This is a genomic window from Pseudomonas sp. FSL R10-1350 (assembly GCF_009600525.1).
In the GTDB taxonomy this organism is placed as follows: domain Bacteria; phylum Pseudomonadota; class Gammaproteobacteria; order Pseudomonadales; family Pseudomonadaceae; genus Aquipseudomonas; species Aquipseudomonas helleri.
This window is the reverse complement of record NZ_WIVR01000006.1, coordinates 82,083-98,611: the sequence shown is the minus strand read 5'-3', so window position 1 is coordinate 98,611 and position 16,529 is coordinate 82,083. Positions and strand designations below refer to the sequence as shown.

Genomic DNA, 16,529 nt, shown 5'->3' with positions numbered 1-16,529 from the left:
AAAATCTGACAGCTCCGTCTAGCTGGCCACGCAGAAATATTTCATCTGGTCATTTAAAGCCTCTGGGGCGAGACGAATTCTCGACAAGTCCTACGCTGGCCCCGGACAATAGCGCCTAGCTGACAGGAGTCCTTCATGCGCCGCTTGTTTTTACTGTTAATGATGTGTTGTTCGTTACCCGCATGGGCAGACCACCTCGATGATCTATTCACCGTTGCCGGTTGGCCTGAGCAACGCGCGCATTTCACTGACGCCCTTAATGCCGCTCAAGAGCGCTACCGCAACAACTTGCCGCCTGCGGTTTATCAGGCGCTGGTCAACAACAGCAGCCAGCGTTTTGCCGCGCAGGCGATGGACCAGCGAGCCAAAGGGCAGATGCGCGAGAAGCTGCCGAATCCTGATCCAGCCCTGGCTTTTTTCCAGACAGAGCTGGGCCGTAAAATTGTGGCCGCTGAATTGTTGGCCACCCGCCGTGATCAGTTGGCCAAGCACGCGCAAGGCTTGCCGCGGGTTGAGGCGAGCGCCACGCGTCAGTTGCTGATTAACCATTTGTCCAATGCCTTGCCAGCGAGCGAGGCGGGGGCTGAGGTCACGCTGGCCATTGCCGGTGTGGCAGCAGACAGCCTGAGTGCGATGATTCCTGGCCTGCTGGGCAGCACACAGGTACAAGGCGCGCTCAACGGCCAGCGCCAGCGGCTGATGGAGCAGATCGCAGGGGAGCTGGATAACACGTTGCTGTACGTGTACCGCGACTTGTCGGACCCGGAGCTGGAAGAGTTTGTGACGTTTGCGGAGTCGCCTGACGGCAAAACCTACTACCTGGCCGCATTGGCCGCGATCCGCGCCGGCTTGGCTGTAGGGCAAAGCACTTCAAGTCTGGCCCAATAACGGTGCGTTAAACCAGTACCTGCCGGGTGCTGGCAATGTACTCATGCACCAGCTTCTCCGCGCTGGGGTGAATCATCTCCAGCGGGCGGCGGCCATTGGGGCAGGGCAGCGTCGGCGTGGTGCCGAACAGACGACAAATAAGCGGGCGTTCGTCATACACCGTGCAGCCGTTCGGCCCCAGGTGCACACAGTTCAGCTCATTCAGGGCGGCTTCTTGCTCGGCTGCGGTCTTGCGCGGCAAACGGGCCATTTCTTCCGATGATGTGGTCACAGGCCCACAGCAGTCATGGCAACCCGGCACGCATTCAAACGATGGAATTTGCTGCCTGAGAAAGCGGATTTTATGACTGTTGCAGCTCATTTGTTGCCCATTGCACGTGAAAAGGCCGCAGAGTCTGCCTGAAAAGCTGCGGCCTAGACAGCACCGTACGGCCGGTCTTGCCCCTCGCGATTGGCACGGCTTATGCTCCGTAAAATTTTCCAAACATAAACAATCAGGATTACGCACATGAGCGCCCCCGTTCAGCGCAGCCAGCACACCGCCTCTTATTACGCCGCCAGCAGCTTGCCGCAGCCTGACCATCCGGTGTTGCAAGGTGACGTGGTGGCCGATGTGTGCGTGGTCGGTGGCGGGTTTTCCGGGCTGAACACGGCGCTGGAACTGGCCGAGCGCGGCATGAGCGTAGTCCTGCTTGAAGCCCATAAAATCGGTTGGGGTGCCAGCGGGCGTAACGGCGGGCAACTGATTCGCGGTGTCGGTCATGGCCTCGACCAGTTTGAAGGGGTGATCGGCAAAGACGGCGTGCGGCAAATGAAGCTCATGGGGCTGGAGGCGGTTGAGATCGTCCGCCAGCGCGTCGAGCGGTTCAACATCGCCTGCGACCTGACGTGGGGTTACTGCGACTTGGCCAACAAGCCCCGCGACCTCGAAGGCTTTGCCGAGGAGGCGCAAGAACTCCGCGACTTGGGCTATCGCCACGAAACCCGCCTGCTGCAAGCCAACGAAGTGCACACCGTGGTGGGCTCGGATCGCTATATGGGCGGGTTTATCGACATGGGCTCGGGCCACCTGCACCCGCTTAACCTGGCCTTGGGTGAGGCCGCTGCTGCGGCGCAATTGGGCGCAAAACTGTTCGAAAACTCGGCCGTCACCCGTATCGATTACGGCCCCGAAGTGCGTGTGCACACCGCGCAAGGCTCGGTGCGGGCCAAAACCCTGGTGCTGGGCTGCAACGCTTACCTTCAGGGTTTGAACCCGCACCTCAGCGGGAAAGTCCTGCCGGCGGGCAGCTACATCATTGCCACCGAGCCGTTGACCGAAGCGCAGGCCCACGCCTTGCTGCCGCAAAACATGGCGGTTTGCGATCAGCGCGTGGCGCTGGATTACTACCGGCTGTCAGCAGATCGCCGCCTGCTGTTTGGCGGTGCCTGCCATTATTCGGGCCGCGACCCGCAGGACATTGGTGCTTACATGCGGCCCAAGATGCTGGACGTGTTCCCGCACCTTAAAGACGTGAAGATTGATTACCAGTGGGGCGGCATGATCGGGATTGGCGCCAACCGTTTGCCGCAGATTGGCCGCCTGCCGGATCAGCCCAACGTGTATTACGCCCAGGCGTACTCCGGTCACGGGGTGAACGCCACGCACTTGGCGGGCAAGTTGCTGGCCGAAGCCATCAGCGGCCAGCACAGTACCGGGTTTGATCTGTTTAATCAGGTCCCGCACATCACCTTCCCGGGCGGCAAATACCTGCGCTCGCCGTTGCTGGCGCTGGGTATGCTCTGGCACCGGCTCAAAGAACTCGCCTGATTGCTGTAGGAGCGAGCTTGTCTCGCGATCTTTTGATCTTTAAAAGATCGCGAGGCAAGCCCGCTCCTACAAAGATGTATCAAGAGCGCCAAAACGGTTTGCGGCCTTCGTGTCTGGCCACTTCGGCACTCAAGCCCACGTCTTGCAGTTGCTGCGCGTCCAGCTTGCGCAAGGCGCGGCGGGTGCGGGAGCGATGCCAGAACAGACTCCAGCGTCCCAGGTGCGTAGGCTGGCTGTTAGGTTTCGGGTGTACATCGCTAAAGGCATTCATCGCGCAGCTCCTTTTGACTCCATTGCATTGAGTCAGCATGATGGCCTTGCGCCGAAAACCATGACAGATTCAGCATTCAGCTATTAACTGCATACAGATGCGGGCTTTTAAGCGCTGAATCCTTGGTTTTTACCCTATCTGTACTGGTCCTCCTTTCAAGAGCCCCGCCATGACCCTTTACATCAACCTCGCCGAGTTGCTGGGTACACGCATCAAGCAGGGCTTTTACCGGCCCGGCGACCGCCTGCCGTCGGTGCGGGCCTTGAGCGTCGAGCACGGTGTCAGCTTGAGCACGGTGCAGCAGGCGTATCGCGTGCTGGAGGACCAGGCACTGGCGTTGCCGCGCCCCAAGTCGGGTTATTTCGTGCCGATGGAGCGCGAGTTGCCCGCTTTACCGGGCATGGGCAAACCGGCGCAGCGCCCGGTGGAGATCTCTCAGTGGGAGCAGGTGCTGGAGCTGGTGCGTTCGGTGCCGCAAAAAGACGTCATACAGCTGGGACGCGGCATGCCGGACGTATACACGCCGACCATCAAGCCGCTGCTGCGCAGCCTGGCGCAGATCAGCCGGCGCCTCGATTTGCCCGGCCTGCATTACGACAACGTCTACGGCGTGTTGGCCTTGCGTGAGCAAATCGCGCGCTTGTTGCTCGACTCAGGCTGCCAGTTGGGCGCTCAGGATCTGGTGATTACCACCGGGTGCCATGAAGCCCTGTCGTGCAGCATTCGGGCGGTGTGTGAGCCGGGCGATATTGTTGCGGTCGACTCGCCGAGCTTTCACGGCGCCATGCAAACCCTCAAGGGGTTGGGCATGAAAGCGCTGGAGATCCCCACCGATCCGCTCACCGGCATCAGCCTCGAAGCGCTCGAACTGGCGCTGGAGCAGTGGCCGATCAAGGCGATTCAGGTCACCCCCAGTTGCAACAACCCGCTGGGCTACATCATGCCCGAGGCGCGCAAGCGGGCGCTGGTGGCCTTGGCGCAGCGCTTTGATGTGGCCATTATCGAGGATGATGTGTACGGCGAGCTGGCCTACACCTACCCGCGTCCGCGTACTGTGAAGTCGTTCGACGATGATGGCCGCGTGCTTTTATGCAGTTCGTTTTCCAAGACCCTGGCACCCGGTCTGCGCGTGGGCTGGGTCGCGCCGGGACGGTATCTGGAGCGGGTGCTGCACATGAAATACATCAACACCGGCTCAACGGCACCGCACCCGCAACTGGCCGTGGCCGAGTTCTTGAAAAATGGCCATTTCGAGCCCCATTTGCGCAAGATGCGCACGCAATACCAGCGTAATCGCGACTTGATGCTCGGTTGGGTCAGCCGCTATTTTCCGCCGGGCACCCGCGCCAGCCGACCTCAGGGTAGCTTTTTGCTCTGGCTGGAGCTGCCAGACGGTTTCGACAGTTTGCGCCTCAACCGCGCGTTGCTGGCGCAAGGCGTACAGATTGCCGTGGGCAGTATTTTTTCGGCGTCCGGCAAGTACCGTCATTGTTTACGAATGAACTACGCTGCCAAACCGACGCTCCAGATCGAAGAAGCGGTGCGTAAAGTCGGTGAAGCTGCCAGCGCGCTGTTGGCACAAGCCGCAAATCATGCCGAGCATTAATGGGGCACCACACGTTGAAATCACTGTGCATATTGCTGTTCGCGTTGTGGCTGGGAGGGTGTAGCACCGTGCAAGTCAACCGTGAGCCGAGTCAGGCATTACCGGCGTCGGGCTCGGCCTTTGGCCGTTCGATTCAGGATCAGGCGGCGGCGTATCAAGGCCGCTCGGGGTTTCGTTTATTGCCCAGGGGCAGTGAAGCGTTCTGGGCACGCGCCGAGCTGATCCGCAACGCGCAGACCAGCCTCGATTTGCAGTACTACATCGTCCATGACGGGCTCAGTACGCGCATGTTGATTGACGAATTGCTCAAGGCCGCGGATCGCGGGGTGCGCGTGCGCATCTTGCTGGATGACACTGCCAGCGATGGGCTGGACGACATTCTGGCGACCCTTGCGGCTCATCCCAACATTCAGATTCGCCTGTTCAACCCGCTGCAACTGGGCCGCAGTACCGGCGTGACCCGGGCCATGGGGCGGCTGTTCAACCTGTCGCGCCAGCACCGGCGCATGCACAACAAGCTGTGGCTGGCCGACAACAGCGTGGCGATTGTGGGCGGGCGCAATCTGGGCGATGAGTATTTCGATGCCGAACCGGATTTGAACTTCACCGACATCGACCTGCTCAGTGCGGGGCCGGTGGCTGAACAGTTGGGACACAGTTTTGACCAGTACTGGAACAGCGCGCTGAGCCAGCCGATTGGCGATTTTGTTTCTTCGCGGCTGTCCCATATGGAGCTGACCAAGGCCCGTGGCGCGCTGGAGGCTTCGCTCAAACAGTCGAAAGCGGCGCATCAGACGCTGTATCAGCAGCTCGCCGCTTACGAAACCGATCCGCAACTGGACGTGTGGCGCAGCGAGTTGATCTGGGCGTGGAACCAGGCGCTGTGGGATGCGCCGAGCAAGGTGCTGGCGGAGGGCGAGCCGGATCCGCATTTATTGCTGACCACCCAATTGGCCCCTGACCTTTCCGGGGTCAACAAAGAGCTGATTTTGATTTCGGCGTATTTTGTGCCCGGCGAGACGGGCTTGGTGTACCTCACCGGGCGCGCCGATGCCGGGGTTGATGTGCGCTTGCTGACCAACTCGCTGGAGGCCACGGACGTGCCGATTGTGCACGGTGGCTACGCGCCGTATCGCAAGGCGCTGCTGGAACATGGGGTCAAGCTGTATGAGTTGCGCCGTCAGCCGGGGAGCACGGGCGGCAGCGGGTTGCACCTGTTCAAGCCGGGCTTGAGTTCAGATTCGAGTTTGCACAGCAAGGCGATGATCTTTGACCAGCGCAAGTCGTTTATCGGCTCGTTCAATTTCGACCCGCGCTCGGGTTTGTGGAACACCGAAGTCGGCGTGTTGGTGGACAGCCCGGAACTGGCCGCCCAGGCGCGCGACCTGGCCTTGCAAGGTATGTCGCACGCATTGAGTTATGAGCCGGTGCTGGAGAAAGGGCAGATCGTCTGGGTGACCGAAGACCATGGCCAGTTGCACACCCTGACCCGCGAGCCGGGCAGTTGGTGGCGCCGGCTAAATGCGTGGTTCAGCAAGACGGTTGGGCTGGAGAAGATGTTGTAGTGCTAGGTGGCGGTTTGTTCCGCCCCGAATGCGCCTTGGCGCAGTACCAATATCACCAGGCCAAATGCCCCGGCGGCCATAAACAGCGGCAAGGCGTGGCCGCTGATCCATTGGCTGCCAGCGCCTGCGGCCAGCGGCCCGATCAGGCAGCCAATGCCCCACAACTGCGCCACGTGGGCGTTGGCCCGCACCAGGGCGTCGTCGCGGTAGCGTTCGCCAATCAAGATCAGCGACAAGGTAAACAGCCCGCCCGCGCTGGCGCCAAAAATCACCCACAGCGGCCAGATCAGCAAAGTGTTGAGAAGCAAAGGCACTGCCAGGCTCGACAGCATCAGCAGGACCGCACAACCGGTAAACAGCGAGCGCCGTGACACGCGGTCTGCCAGCGCGCCAATCGGCAGTTGCAGCAGGGCATCGCCCACCACCACGGTGCTGACCATCGCCAGAGCGATGTCGGCAGTAAAGCCCTGGCGCAGGCAATAGATCGGCAGCAACGTCAGAATCATCGCCTCAAAGGCAGCAAACAGCGCCACGGCCCAGGCAATGGCTGGCAAGCCGCGACAGAACTCCAGCAAGTCCTTGAAGGTCACGCGATACGCTTCAGTGACGGGCGCGCCGTCGCGGCCCAGCAACAGCAAAGGTGCCAGTGTCAGCAGGGCCACGCCGATCCAGAAGCCGTAATCGCCCTCTGAACCCACCACGCCCAGCAACAGCGGCCCGGACAGTTGGCTCAGGGCGTACGCGCAGCCATACAGCGCGACCAGGCGGCCGCGCCATTGCTCGACCACCAGTTGGTTGATCCAGCTTTCGCCCAAAATAAAAATGACCGTGAGTACCACCCCGATCAGCAGGCGCAGCACCAGCCACACCGGGTAGCTGGGCAGTAACGCCAGCACGCCGATGGACAGGGCCCCGGCCCATAAGCACAGACGCATCAGGGCCGGTGTGCCCACGCGTGCCGCGAGCTTGCTGGCCACGCTGGCGCCTACCAGCACGCCGATGGCCGGCATGGCGGCCATCACGCCAATGGCAAACCCGCCGTAGCCCCAGCTTTCGAGCCGGAACGACACCAGCGGCATGCTCACGCCCAGCGCCAAACCGACGCTGAGCACGGAGGCCAGCACGGCAAAATAGGTCGCCCAACGCATGTCTGTGCTCCCAAAAAAGGTCAATGCAATGTGAGAGCGGGCTTGCTCGCGATGCCAGCGCAGCGAAGCGCCAGTATCGCGGGCAAGCCCGCTCCCACAGGGTGTTACACGTGTTGTGTTACAGCTTGATCCAGGTGGATTTCAGCTCGGTGTACTTGTCGAACGCGTGCAGCGACTTGTCGCGACCGTTACCCGACTGTTTGAAGCCGCCAAACGGCGCGGTCATGTCGCCGCCATCGTATTGGTTGACCCACACGCTGCCAGCGCGCAGGGCTTTGGCGGTCAGGTGCGCCTTGGAGATGTCTGCTGTCCATACCGCTGCGGCCAGGCCGTATGGCGTGTCGTTGGCAATCTGGATGGCTTCGGCTGCCGTGTCGAAAGCAATCACCGACAGGACGGGGCCGAAGATTTCTTCCTGGGCGATTTTCATCGCGTTGCTCACGCCGTCAAAAATGGTCGGCTCAACGTAGGTGCCGCCGGTTTCCTGAAGGATCTGCTTGCCGCCGGTAACCAGTTTGGCGCCTTCGCTGTGGCCCGACTGGATGTACGACAGCACGGTGTTCATTTGCTGGGTGTCGACCAGCGCGCCCACGGTGGTCGATGGGTCCAGCGGGTTGCCCGGCTTCCACTCTTTGAGCGCTTCGATAACCAGCGGCAGGAAGGTGTCTTTGATCGAACGTTCGACCAGCAGGCGCGAACCTGCGGTGCAGACTTCACCTTGGTTGAAGGCAATGGCGCTGGCCGCCGCCTTGGCCGCAGCGTGCAGGTCCGGTGCGTCGGCAAAGACGATGTTCGGGCTCTTGCCGCCGGCTTCGAGCCAGACACGCTTCATGTTGGACTCGCCCGAGTAAATCAGCAGTTGCTTGGCGATTTTGGTCGAGCCGGTGAACACCAGGGTGTCGACGTCATTGTGCAAGGCCAGCGCCTTGCCGACGGTGTGGCCGTAGCCCGGCAGCACGTTCAGTACGCCAGCAGGAATACCGGCTTCAACGGCCAGTGCAGCAATGCGGATGGCGGTCAGCGGGGATTTTTCGGACGGCTTGAGGATTACCGAGTTACCGGTCGACAGGGCCGGGCCGAGTTTCCAGCAGGCCATCATCAGCGGGAAGTTCCACGGCACGATGGCGCCAACCACGCCGACTGCTTCGCGGGTAACCAGGCCGAGCTGGTTGTGCGGGGTGGCGGCGACTTCGTCGTAAATCTTGTCGATGGCCTCACCGCTCCAGCTCAGGGCATTGGCAGCGCCTGGCACGTCGATGTTCAGCGAGTCGCTGATCGGTTTGCCCATGTCCAGGGTTTCAAGCAGAGCCAGTTCTTCAGCGTGTTGCTTGAGCAGGCCGGCAAAGCGGATCATCACGGCTTTACGTTTGGCTGGCGCCAGACGCGACCAGGCACCCGATTCGAAGGTCGCACGCGCGTTTTCTACAGCGCGTTGGGCGTCTGCGCTATCGCAGCTGGCGACCTTGCCCAGCAAGCGGCCATCGACCGGGCTGAGGCACTCGAACGTTTCTTTGGAGACCGCGTCGGTGTATTCACCGTTGATGAAGGCGCGACCTTCGATTTTCAGCTGTTGGGCACGTTGTTCCCAGTCACTACGCGTCAGGGTGGTCATTCGAGTGTCCTCCTCTTGATTGAAATACCTACGCCAGCGCGAGTGTAGCGTGGCGTGTCCGGAATGCTGGCCAATCATCCAGAATGATCGGCACGAGGCATGCGCCACCCTAAACCAGTGTCCTGGGGACTTTCAATATATTTGACAGAGAGGTCGTAAACAGCATGGCTTGTTCGTTTTAATAAACATAGACTTCAGGCTTTCACGCCTATCACGCTGTTATTTCGGGGGGATCAATCAATGAGCATTGAAAACGTCGTCGACTTCAACACCGCCAATACCCAAGCCGAGCGCTACACCCCGGCCCCCGAGAAGCTCTTGAAGGGCAACCCTGAGCAGATCTTGCATAACCATTACGCCAGCGACTGTGGGCAATTAAATGCCGGCATGTGGGAAAGCGACGTGGGCCAGTGGGAGGTCAATTTCACTGAGCATGAATATTGTGAAATTGTGCAGGGCGTTTCGGTATTGCGTGACCGAGAAGGTAACGCCAAGACCCTGCGGGCGGGTGATCGTTTTGTCATCCCGGCGGGGTTCAAAGGCACGTGGGAAGTGCTTGAGCCATGTCGGAAGTTTTACGTAGCGTTTGAACAGAAGTCCTGAGCCCCCTGTTTAGAGCCATCAAAAGCCCTGTTCATCGCTGATGGCAGGGTTTTTTATTGCTCTTCAATCTGTGCGTGGCGTACAGATCTTGAAACAGCTGGCCCCTGCCTGCCGGGCCAACCTGAGCCAGTCTCTAAAGGTGAAGGCGGCTCACGGAACGAGTACGCCGTGACGGGTGATTTCACTCCTCACAGATCTTTAGGTAAGGATTATTTATGACTGCTTTTACAACGTTAAAAGGTGTATTGCTGGCGGGTGTTGTTCTGAGCGCCGCGTCTTTGCCAGCCATGGCGAGTGAAAACGGCAAGTGCAACACCAACCTGGCGATCAACTACCTGGTTCCACCTCAGGCGACACCTGAGGTCATCGAATTTTTGCGCACCAGCTACGGTGCCAAAGATGTTCGTATCGAGCAGCCGGGCAAGGGTTACACCAAAGAGTACAACGCATACCGCCTGCGCGTGCTGGTCGATGGCCAGAACCGAGTGGGTAGCCAGATCTGCGGTTAAACCCGCGCTGGCTGTTCTGTAGGCAACAAAAAAGGCCCGTATCGTGAGATAGGGGCCTTTTTTGTAGAAGAAAAACCAATTACTTGATTTTGGCTTCTTTGTAGATAACGTGCTTGCGAACCCGCGGATCGAATTTTTTGATTTCGATTTTGTCCGGAGTGGTGCGCTTGTTCTTATCTGTGGTGTAGAAATGGCCTGTACCAGCGCTCGACACCAAACGGATCAATTCACGCATGATTAGCTCCCTTAGATCTTGCCAGCGCGACGGATTTCGGCCAGCACGACAGTGATGCCACGCTTGTCGATGATACGCATGCCTTTAGCAGATACGCGCAGACGCACGAAACGTTTCTCTTCTTCAACCCAGAAGCGGTGATGCTGCAGGTTCGGCAGGAAACGACGACGGGTTTTGTTATTTGCGTGGGAAATGTTATTCCCAGTCACCGGACCCTTACCGGTAACTTGACAGACTCTCGACATGCCTCAGCCCTCTAAAACCACATGCCCAACCCGGCATGGGTTGGCCGCTTAATCTCTCAGTCATTTGGCGCCAGGCGCCGCGTTTCTTTAAGGGTCTTACCGGCTACACCTACAAACGAAGGAACCGGGCCCCTAGAAAAGAGCGCTGCTTTATACCAGAAAGACTAAAGCGCAACAACATGCAGTGTGATTTCTAGTGATTAATAAAGGCCGCATTCTAGCTGCAATCCACGGTAAAGCCTATGCCGGACGTGTGGCGACCGCTCGTCGCGAGATGAAAGGTTTCAGGTGAGGTGCCGGCCAATCTCGATACGGGCCTTAACAAACGTAGTCGCTGCCGAAGGCTGCGTGGTTGAAGATATTGCGGTCTTCTCATGAAGGGAGATCAAAAGATCGCAGCCTTCGGCAGCTCCTACGGGCATTGGGTGTTATTAAAAAGTAGTCATTTGGCAATCAGAACACTAGGGTAGGCGTTTTCCAGACTGCACTTGCAGATGGGCCAACGACTTGCAAAGGAATCAGAATATGCGTCTCGCTGCTGCCCCCTTTTTGCTCACCCTGTGCCTGAGCCCGTTGGCTCATGCGGCCACCTTGAGTGTGTGCACCGAGGCAAGCCCGGAAGGGTTCGATGTAGTGCAGTACAACTCGCTCACCACCACCAATGCCTCGGCAGACGTGCTGATGAACAGCCTGGTGAACTATGACGCCACAGCGGCCAAGTTGGTGCCGGGCCTGGCGCAAAGCTGGTCAGTGTCGCCTGACGGCCTTGTGTACGAGTTCAAGCTGCACCCCGGGGTCAAGTTCCACACCACGCCTTACTTCACCCCGACGCGTGAGTTGAACGCCGATGACGTGCGTTTCAGCTTCGAGCGCATGCTCGACCCGGCCAACCCGTGGCACAAGGTGGCGCAGAGCGGCTTCCCGCATGCGCAGTCGCTGCAATTGCCCGAGTTGATCAAGAAGATTGAGACCCCGGATCCGCTGACGGTGCGCTTTACTCTCAGCCACCCGGACTCCACCTTCCTGCCGGCCTTGAGCATGGGCTTTGCGTCGATCTATTCGGCTGAGTACGCCGACAAGTTGCTCAAGGCGGGGACCCCCGAGTTGATGAACAGCCAGCCGATCGGGACGGGGCCGTTTGTGTTCAGCCGTTACCAGAAGGATGCCGTGGTGCGCTACAAGGCCAACCCGGACTATTTCGCCGGTAAACCTGCGGTTGACGCACTGATTTTTGCCATCACCCCAGATGCCAACGTGCGGCTGCAAAAACTGCGGCGCAACGAGTGCCAGATCGCCCTCTCGCCAAAACCGCTGGATGTCGATGCGGCCCTCAAGGACACCAGCCTGGCCGTCACCCAAACGCCTGCCTTTATGACCGCATTCGTGGCCATCAACAGTCAGCACCCGCCGCTGGACAAGCCAGAAGTGCGTCAGGCCATCAATTTGGCGTTCGATAAGGACACGTACCTCAAGGCGGTGTTCGAAAACAGCGGGCAGGCGGCCAACGGTATTTACCCGCCTAATACCTGGGGTTATGCCAAAGACCTGCCGGGTTATGCCCATGACCCGCAAAAGGCCAAAGAGCTGTTGGCCAAAGCGGGCCTCAAGGACGGCTTTAAAACCACGATCTGGACGCGCCCGACCAGCAGCGTGCTAAACCCTAACCCAAGCCTGGGTGCGCAGTTGTTGCAGGCGGATCTGGCGAAAATTGGCGTTCAGGCGGATATCCGCGTGATCGAGTGGGGCGAGCTGATTCGTCGCGCCAAAGCGGGCGAACACGATCTGCTGTTTATGGGCTGGGCGGGTGATAACGGTGACCCGGACAACTTCCTGGCGCCGCAGTTTTCATGTGCAGCGGTGAAGTCCGGGACCAACTTTGCCCGCTATTGCGACAAAACCCTCGACACACTGATCAGCCAGGGCAAAACCATCAGCGATCAAGACAAGCGCAGCGCGCTGTATCAAAAGGCTCAGGCAGAGATTCAGCAGCAGGCTTTGTGGCTGCCGCTGGCACATCCAACGGCCTACGCGTTAACCCGTAAAGACGTACAGGGTTATCAGGTAAGCCCGTTTGGACGTCAGGACTTTTCGACGGTTAGCGTTAAGCCTTAAGCGTCACATCCAGCCGTGTTCGACCATCGACAGCGGCTCACCTTCACCGACGATGAAGTGATCCAGCACCCGCACTTCGATCAGATCCAGCGCCTCCGTGAGGCGCTGTGTCAGGGTGCGGTCGGCCTGGCTGGGCTCTGAATTGCCGGACGGGTGGTTATGACAAAAAATAACGGCCGCCGCGTTGTGCGCCAGCGCCCGTTTGACCACTTGGCGCGGGTAAACGCTGGCGCTGTCGATCGACCCTCTGAACAGCACTTCAAAGGCGAGCATGCGGTGTTTGGAGTCCATAAACAGGCAGCCGAACACTTCGTGGGGTTCGTGGCGCAGCAAGGATTTCAAGTAATCGCGAACCGCCTGCGGGCTCTCTAGCGCGGAGTCCCGGCGCAGACGCTCGGCCAAGTGGCGGCGGCCCATCTCCAGCACTGCTTGCAGTTGGGTGAACTTGGCGGGGCCGAGCCCGAGCTGGCGACTGAACGCCCCCAAATCCGCCTCCAGCAAAGCGCGCAGGCTGCCGAATTCGGTGAGTAAATGCCGCGCCAAATCGACAGCACTTTTGCCCGAAACCCCGGTGCGCAGGAAGATTGCCAGCAGCTCGGCATCCGAAAGACTGGCCGATCCGTGCTCCAAAAGTTTCTCGCGCGGGCGCTCGGCCGCGGGCCAATTTCTGATACTCATGACACCTCCGTGTGTGGGTGCGCCGCTGTTCCGTAGCAAGCGCTGTGTTATCTTAGCCCATCATTTTTGCGTGGCATTTGGCCATTTTCCGCGCAGTCATCATCGAACTAGAAGGCAGGCCTATGCAGCGGCTGTATCGAAAACGCATTGTTTTGGGCGTCGGCGGCGGCATTGCTGCTTACAAGAGTGCAGAGCTGGTTCGCCGCCTGCTGGACCAAGGCGCGGAAGTGCGTGTGGTCATGACGCGCGGCGGCAGTGAGTTCATCACCCCGCTGACCATGCAGGCCTTGTCTGGGCACCCCGTCCATCTGGATTTGCTCGACCCTGCGGCAGAAGCGGCTATGGGCCATATCGAGCTGGCCAAATGGGCCGATCTGGTGCTGATCGCTCCGGCCACTGCAGACTTGATCGCCCGTCTGGCCCAGGGCCTGGCCAATGATTTGCTGACCACGCTGGTGCTGGCCACGGACGCCACCGTGGCCATCGCCCCGGCCATGAACCAGGCCATGTGGCGCGATCCGGCTACTCAAGCCAACACCCAATTGCTCCAGAGCCGTGGCCTCAAGGTGTTTGGCCCGGCCTCCGGCAGCCAGGCTTGCGGCGACGTGGGTTTTGGCCGCATGCTCGAAGCCGATGACCTGGTGCACTGCGCGGCCGAGTGCTTCCAGCACCTGGCGTTGACCGGCAAGCACGTGCTGATCACGGCAGGCCCGACCCAGGAAAACATCGACCCGGTACGCTACATCACCAACCACAGCTCCGGGAAAATGGGCTTTGCCCTGGCCGAAGCAGCGGTTGAGGCGGGCGCCCGCGTCACGCTGATCACCGGCCCCGTGCATTTGCCCACGCCTGATCGCGTCAGCCGCATTGACGTTGTCAGCGCCCGCGACATGCTCGCCGCGTGTGAGGCTGCGATCCCGTGTGACGTGTTTATCGCGTCAGCTGCGGTTGCAGATTACCGCCCGGAAGTCGTTGCCCCGCAAAAACTCAAGAAAGACCCTACCAAAGGCGACGGCCTGCTGCTGCAAATGGTGCGCAACCCAGACATTCTGGCCACCATTGCAACTCGCCCGGACCGCCCTTTTAGTGTCGGCTTTGCCGCAGAGACCGAGCACCTGCTCGATTACGCCGCGCGCAAGCTGAAAGACAAAAATCTCGACCTGATTGTGGCCAACGATGTGGCTAACCCCAGCATCGGCTTCAACAGCGAAGAGAACGCCTGCAGCGTGATTGACCGCGACCTGCACGCCACCGTATTTGCCCAGACCAGCAAGGGCAAGATTGCCCGCCAGCTGATCACTTTTATCGCCGAACGTCTGAACCAGGTTTAACTCGAATGCACGCTTTGCAAGCCAAAATCCTTGATCCACGCATTGGTACCGAATTCCCGCTGCCGCAATACGCCACCCCTGGCTCCGCAGGCCTTGATCTGCGCGCCATGCTCAAAGAAGACACCGTGCTGGAGCCGGGCCAAACCCTGCTGATCCCGACCGGCCTGTCGGTGTACATCGGCGATCCGGGCCTGGCTGCGTTGATCCTGCCGCGCTCGGGCCTGGGCCACAAACATGGCATCGTGCTGGGCAATCTGGTGGGTCTGATCGACTCCGATTATCAGGGCGAGCTGATGGTGTCGTGCTGGAACCGTGGTCAAACCGCCTTCAACATCACCATCGGCGAGCGTATCGCTCAACTGGTGCTGGTGCCGGTGGTGCAGGCACACTTTGAGTTGGTCGAGGAATTCGATGAAAGCCAGCGTGGCGCTGGCGGTTTCGGGCATTCCGGCACTCTCTAACCCTTATTAACGTTCCCCACACTCTTCAAGAATGGAGTCTTCCCTGTAATGAGCAGCCCTGCTTCGGTCGCCCCCAACTTCCCTGACACCATTTTTCGCGCCTATGACATTCGCGGTGTGGTGCCAGAAACACTGACCGCTGAAACCGCCTACTGGATTGGTCGCGCCATTGGCTCCCAGAGCCTGGCCGAAGGTGAACCCCATGTGTCGATCGGCCGTGACGGTCGTTTGTCTGGCCCGGCGCTGGTCGAGCGTTTGATCCAGGGCGTTGCTGACAGCGGTTGCCAGGTCAGCGATGTGGGCCTGGTGCCCACACCTGCGCTGTACTACGCGGCTAACGTGTTGGCGGGCAAGTCGGGCGTGATGCTCACCGGTAGCCATAACCCGTCGAACTACAACGGTTTCAAAATCGTGATCGCCGGTGACACCCTGGCCAACGAGCAGATCCAGGCGCTGCATACGCGCCTGAAAAACAACGACCTGACGTGGGGCGAAGGCAGCATCGAGCGCGTTGATATTTTGTCGCGCTACGCCGATGAAATTGTCAAAGACATCAAGCTGGCCAAGAAGCTCAAGGTCGTGGTCGATTGCGGTAACGGCGCTGCCGGCGTGATCGCCCCGCAACTGCTGGAGGCGCTGGGCTGTGAGGTGATCCCGTTGTTCTGCGAGGTGGACGGCAACTTCCCGAACCACCACCCGGACCCGGGCAAACCTGAAAATCTGGTAGACCTGATCGCCAAGGTTAAAGAAACCAACGCCGACCTGGGCCTGGCTTTCGACGGCGACGGCGACCGCGTGGGCGTGGTGACCAACACCGGCACCATGGTGTTCCCGGACCGCTTGCTGATGCTGTTTGCCCAAGACGTGCTGGAGCGCAACCCGAACGCCGAGATCATCTTTGATGTGAAGTGCACCCGTCGTCTGACCCCGCTGATCAAGGAATACGGTGGTCGCCCATTGATGTGGAAGACCGGTCATTCGTTAATCAAGAAGAAAATGAAAGCGACCGGCGCCTTGCTGGCCGGTGAAATGAGCGGGCATATCTTTTTCAAAGAGCGCTGGTTCGGCTTTGATGACGGGATTTACAGCGCTGCGCGCCTGCTGGAGATCCTCAGCAAACAACAGCAGACCGCTGAAGAGCTGTTTGAGACCTTCCCGAAAGATATTTCTACGCCAGAAATCAATATCGATGTGACGGATGAGAGCAAATTCAGCATCATTGAAGCCCTGCATGACGCCCAATGGGGTGAGGCCGCCGAGCTGACGTCGATTGACGGCGTGCGCGTCGACTATCCACAAGGCTGGGGCCTGGTTCGCGCGTCCAACACCACGCCGGTGCTGGTGCTGCGATTTGAGGCTGATACCGAGGCCGAACTGCAACGCATCAAGGATGTCTTCCACGCCCAACTCAAGCGTGTGGCACCTGATCTTCAACTACCGTTTTGATCGACTGAG

16 protein-coding genes and 1 pseudogene are annotated in these 16,529 nt (G+C 59.7%); 10 read left to right on the top strand and 7 right to left on the bottom strand.

Annotation, left to right across the window (positions count from 1 at the left end; translation table 11 throughout):
- Nucleotides 1-135: 135 nt before the first annotated feature.
- Nucleotides 136-888 carry a DUF2059 domain-containing protein gene (locus tag GHO25_RS04950; RefSeq protein WP_048372444.1) on the top strand — a complete coding sequence of 251 codons (753 nt, stop codon included), beginning with the start codon at nt 136-138 and terminating at the stop codon, nt 886-888.
- A gap of 7 nt (nt 889-895) precedes the next feature.
- On the opposite strand, the gene GHO25_RS04945 is transcribed toward GHO25_RS04950, so the two are convergent.
- Complete coding sequence (locus GHO25_RS04945; protein ID WP_048372442.1) at nt 896-1,249, bottom strand: YkgJ family cysteine cluster protein; 354 nt, start codon at nt 1,247-1,249, stop codon at nt 896-898.
- A 147-nt stretch (nt 1,250-1,396) separates the two neighbouring features.
- Here GHO25_RS04945 and GHO25_RS04940 point away from each other — a divergent pair, with 147 nt between their 5' ends.
- The gene (locus tag GHO25_RS04940) at nt 1,397-2,698 is read left to right on the top strand and encodes an FAD-binding oxidoreductase (protein ID WP_153390053.1); all 1,302 of its coding nucleotides are present in this window, start codon (nt 1,397-1,399) and stop codon (nt 2,696-2,698) included.
- Nucleotides 2,699-2,777: 79 nt separating this feature from the next.
- Here GHO25_RS04940 and GHO25_RS04935 read toward each other — a convergent pair whose 3' ends face one another.
- Complete coding sequence (locus GHO25_RS04935) at nt 2,778-2,969, bottom strand: DUF1127 domain-containing protein (RefSeq protein WP_256677163.1); 192 nt, start codon at nt 2,967-2,969, stop codon at nt 2,778-2,780.
- Nucleotides 2,970-3,138: 169 nt separating this feature from the next.
- Between GHO25_RS04935 and GHO25_RS04930 the strand changes: the two genes are divergently transcribed.
- Together GHO25_RS04930 and GHO25_RS04925 are read left to right on the top strand one after the other, a co-directional pair.
- Nucleotides 3,139-4,575 carry a PLP-dependent aminotransferase family protein gene (locus GHO25_RS04930; RefSeq protein WP_153390051.1) on the top strand — a complete coding sequence of 479 codons (1,437 nt, stop codon included), beginning with the start codon at nt 3,139-3,141 and terminating at the stop codon, nt 4,573-4,575.
- Nucleotides 4,575-6,140 carry a phospholipase D family protein gene (locus GHO25_RS04925; protein ID WP_153390050.1) on the top strand — a complete coding sequence of 522 codons (1,566 nt, stop codon included), beginning with the start codon at nt 4,575-4,577 and terminating at the stop codon, nt 6,138-6,140. The genes GHO25_RS04930 and GHO25_RS04925 overlap by 1 nt, the downstream gene beginning before the upstream one ends.
- A 2-nt stretch (nt 6,141-6,142) precedes the next feature.
- Here the strand turns inward: GHO25_RS04925 and GHO25_RS04920 are convergent, their stop codons facing one another.
- Nucleotides 6,143-7,288 carry an MFS transporter gene (locus GHO25_RS04920; RefSeq protein WP_153390049.1) on the bottom strand — a complete coding sequence of 382 codons (1,146 nt, stop codon included), beginning with the start codon at nt 7,286-7,288 and terminating at the stop codon, nt 6,143-6,145.
- 118 nt (nt 7,289-7,406) lie between these two features.
- Nucleotides 7,407-8,900 carry an aldehyde dehydrogenase gene (locus GHO25_RS04915; RefSeq protein WP_048372429.1) on the bottom strand — a complete coding sequence of 498 codons (1,494 nt, stop codon included), beginning with the start codon at nt 8,898-8,900 and terminating at the stop codon, nt 7,407-7,409.
- A 240-nt stretch (nt 8,901-9,140) separates the two neighbouring features.
- On the opposite strand from GHO25_RS04915, the gene GHO25_RS04910 reads away from it, so the two are divergent.
- The gene (locus GHO25_RS04910) at nt 9,141-9,503 is read left to right on the top strand and encodes a cupin domain-containing protein (protein ID WP_048372427.1); all 363 of its coding nucleotides are present in this window, start codon (nt 9,141-9,143) and stop codon (nt 9,501-9,503) included.
- A 215-nt stretch (nt 9,504-9,718) separates the two neighbouring features.
- Complete coding sequence (locus GHO25_RS04905) at nt 9,719-10,012, top strand: I78 family peptidase inhibitor (protein ID WP_048372424.1); 294 nt, start codon at nt 9,719-9,721, stop codon at nt 10,010-10,012.
- A gap of 79 nt (nt 10,013-10,091) precedes the next feature.
- Here the strand turns inward: GHO25_RS04905 and rpmG are convergent, their stop codons facing one another.
- Both rpmG and rpmB read right to left on the bottom strand, forming a co-directional pair.
- Nucleotides 10,092-10,247: a 50S ribosomal protein L33 gene (gene rpmG, locus GHO25_RS04900; protein ID WP_003437824.1), complete on the bottom strand. Its 156-nt coding sequence runs from the start codon at nt 10,245-10,247 to the stop codon at nt 10,092-10,094.
- A gap of 11 nt (nt 10,248-10,258) precedes the next feature.
- Entirely contained in the window at nt 10,259-10,492 is a 234-nt protein-coding gene (gene rpmB, locus GHO25_RS04895; RefSeq protein ID WP_019410280.1) for a 50S ribosomal protein L28, read from the bottom strand.
- A gap of 525 nt (nt 10,493-11,017) precedes the next feature.
- On the opposite strand from rpmB, the gene GHO25_RS04890 reads away from it, so the two are divergent.
- Nucleotides 11,018-12,604, top strand: coding sequence for an ABC transporter substrate-binding protein (locus GHO25_RS04890; protein ID WP_153390048.1), 1,587 nt, complete (start codon nt 11,018-11,020; stop codon nt 12,602-12,604).
- A gap of 3 nt (nt 12,605-12,607) precedes the next feature.
- On the opposite strand, the gene radC is transcribed toward GHO25_RS04890, so the two are convergent.
- Nucleotides 12,608-13,282: a DNA repair protein RadC gene (gene radC, locus GHO25_RS04885; protein ID WP_048372417.1), complete on the bottom strand. Its 675-nt coding sequence runs from the start codon at nt 13,280-13,282 to the stop codon at nt 12,608-12,610.
- Between the two features lie 122 nt (nt 13,283-13,404).
- Here radC and coaBC point away from each other — a divergent pair, with 122 nt between their 5' ends.
- The 3 genes and pseudogenes from coaBC to GHO25_RS04870 form a co-directional block, all read left to right on the top strand.
- Nucleotides 13,405-14,613, top strand: a complete 1,209-nt coding sequence (coaBC, locus tag GHO25_RS04880) for a bifunctional phosphopantothenoylcysteine decarboxylase/phosphopantothenate--cysteine ligase CoaBC (protein ID WP_048372415.1) — start codon at nt 13,405-13,407, stop codon at nt 14,611-14,613.
- 5 nt (nt 14,614-14,618) lie between these two features.
- Nucleotides 14,619-15,074 (top strand): dUTP diphosphatase, encoded by a 456-nt coding sequence (dut, locus tag GHO25_RS04875; RefSeq protein ID WP_048387082.1) that lies wholly within the window; start codon nt 14,619-14,621, stop codon nt 15,072-15,074.
- 69 nt (nt 15,075-15,143) lie between these two features.
- A pseudogene (locus GHO25_RS04870) lies at nt 15,144-16,520 on the top strand (phosphomannomutase/phosphoglucomutase); the annotation flags it as partial.
- Between the last annotated feature and the right edge of the window lie 9 nt (nt 16,521-16,529).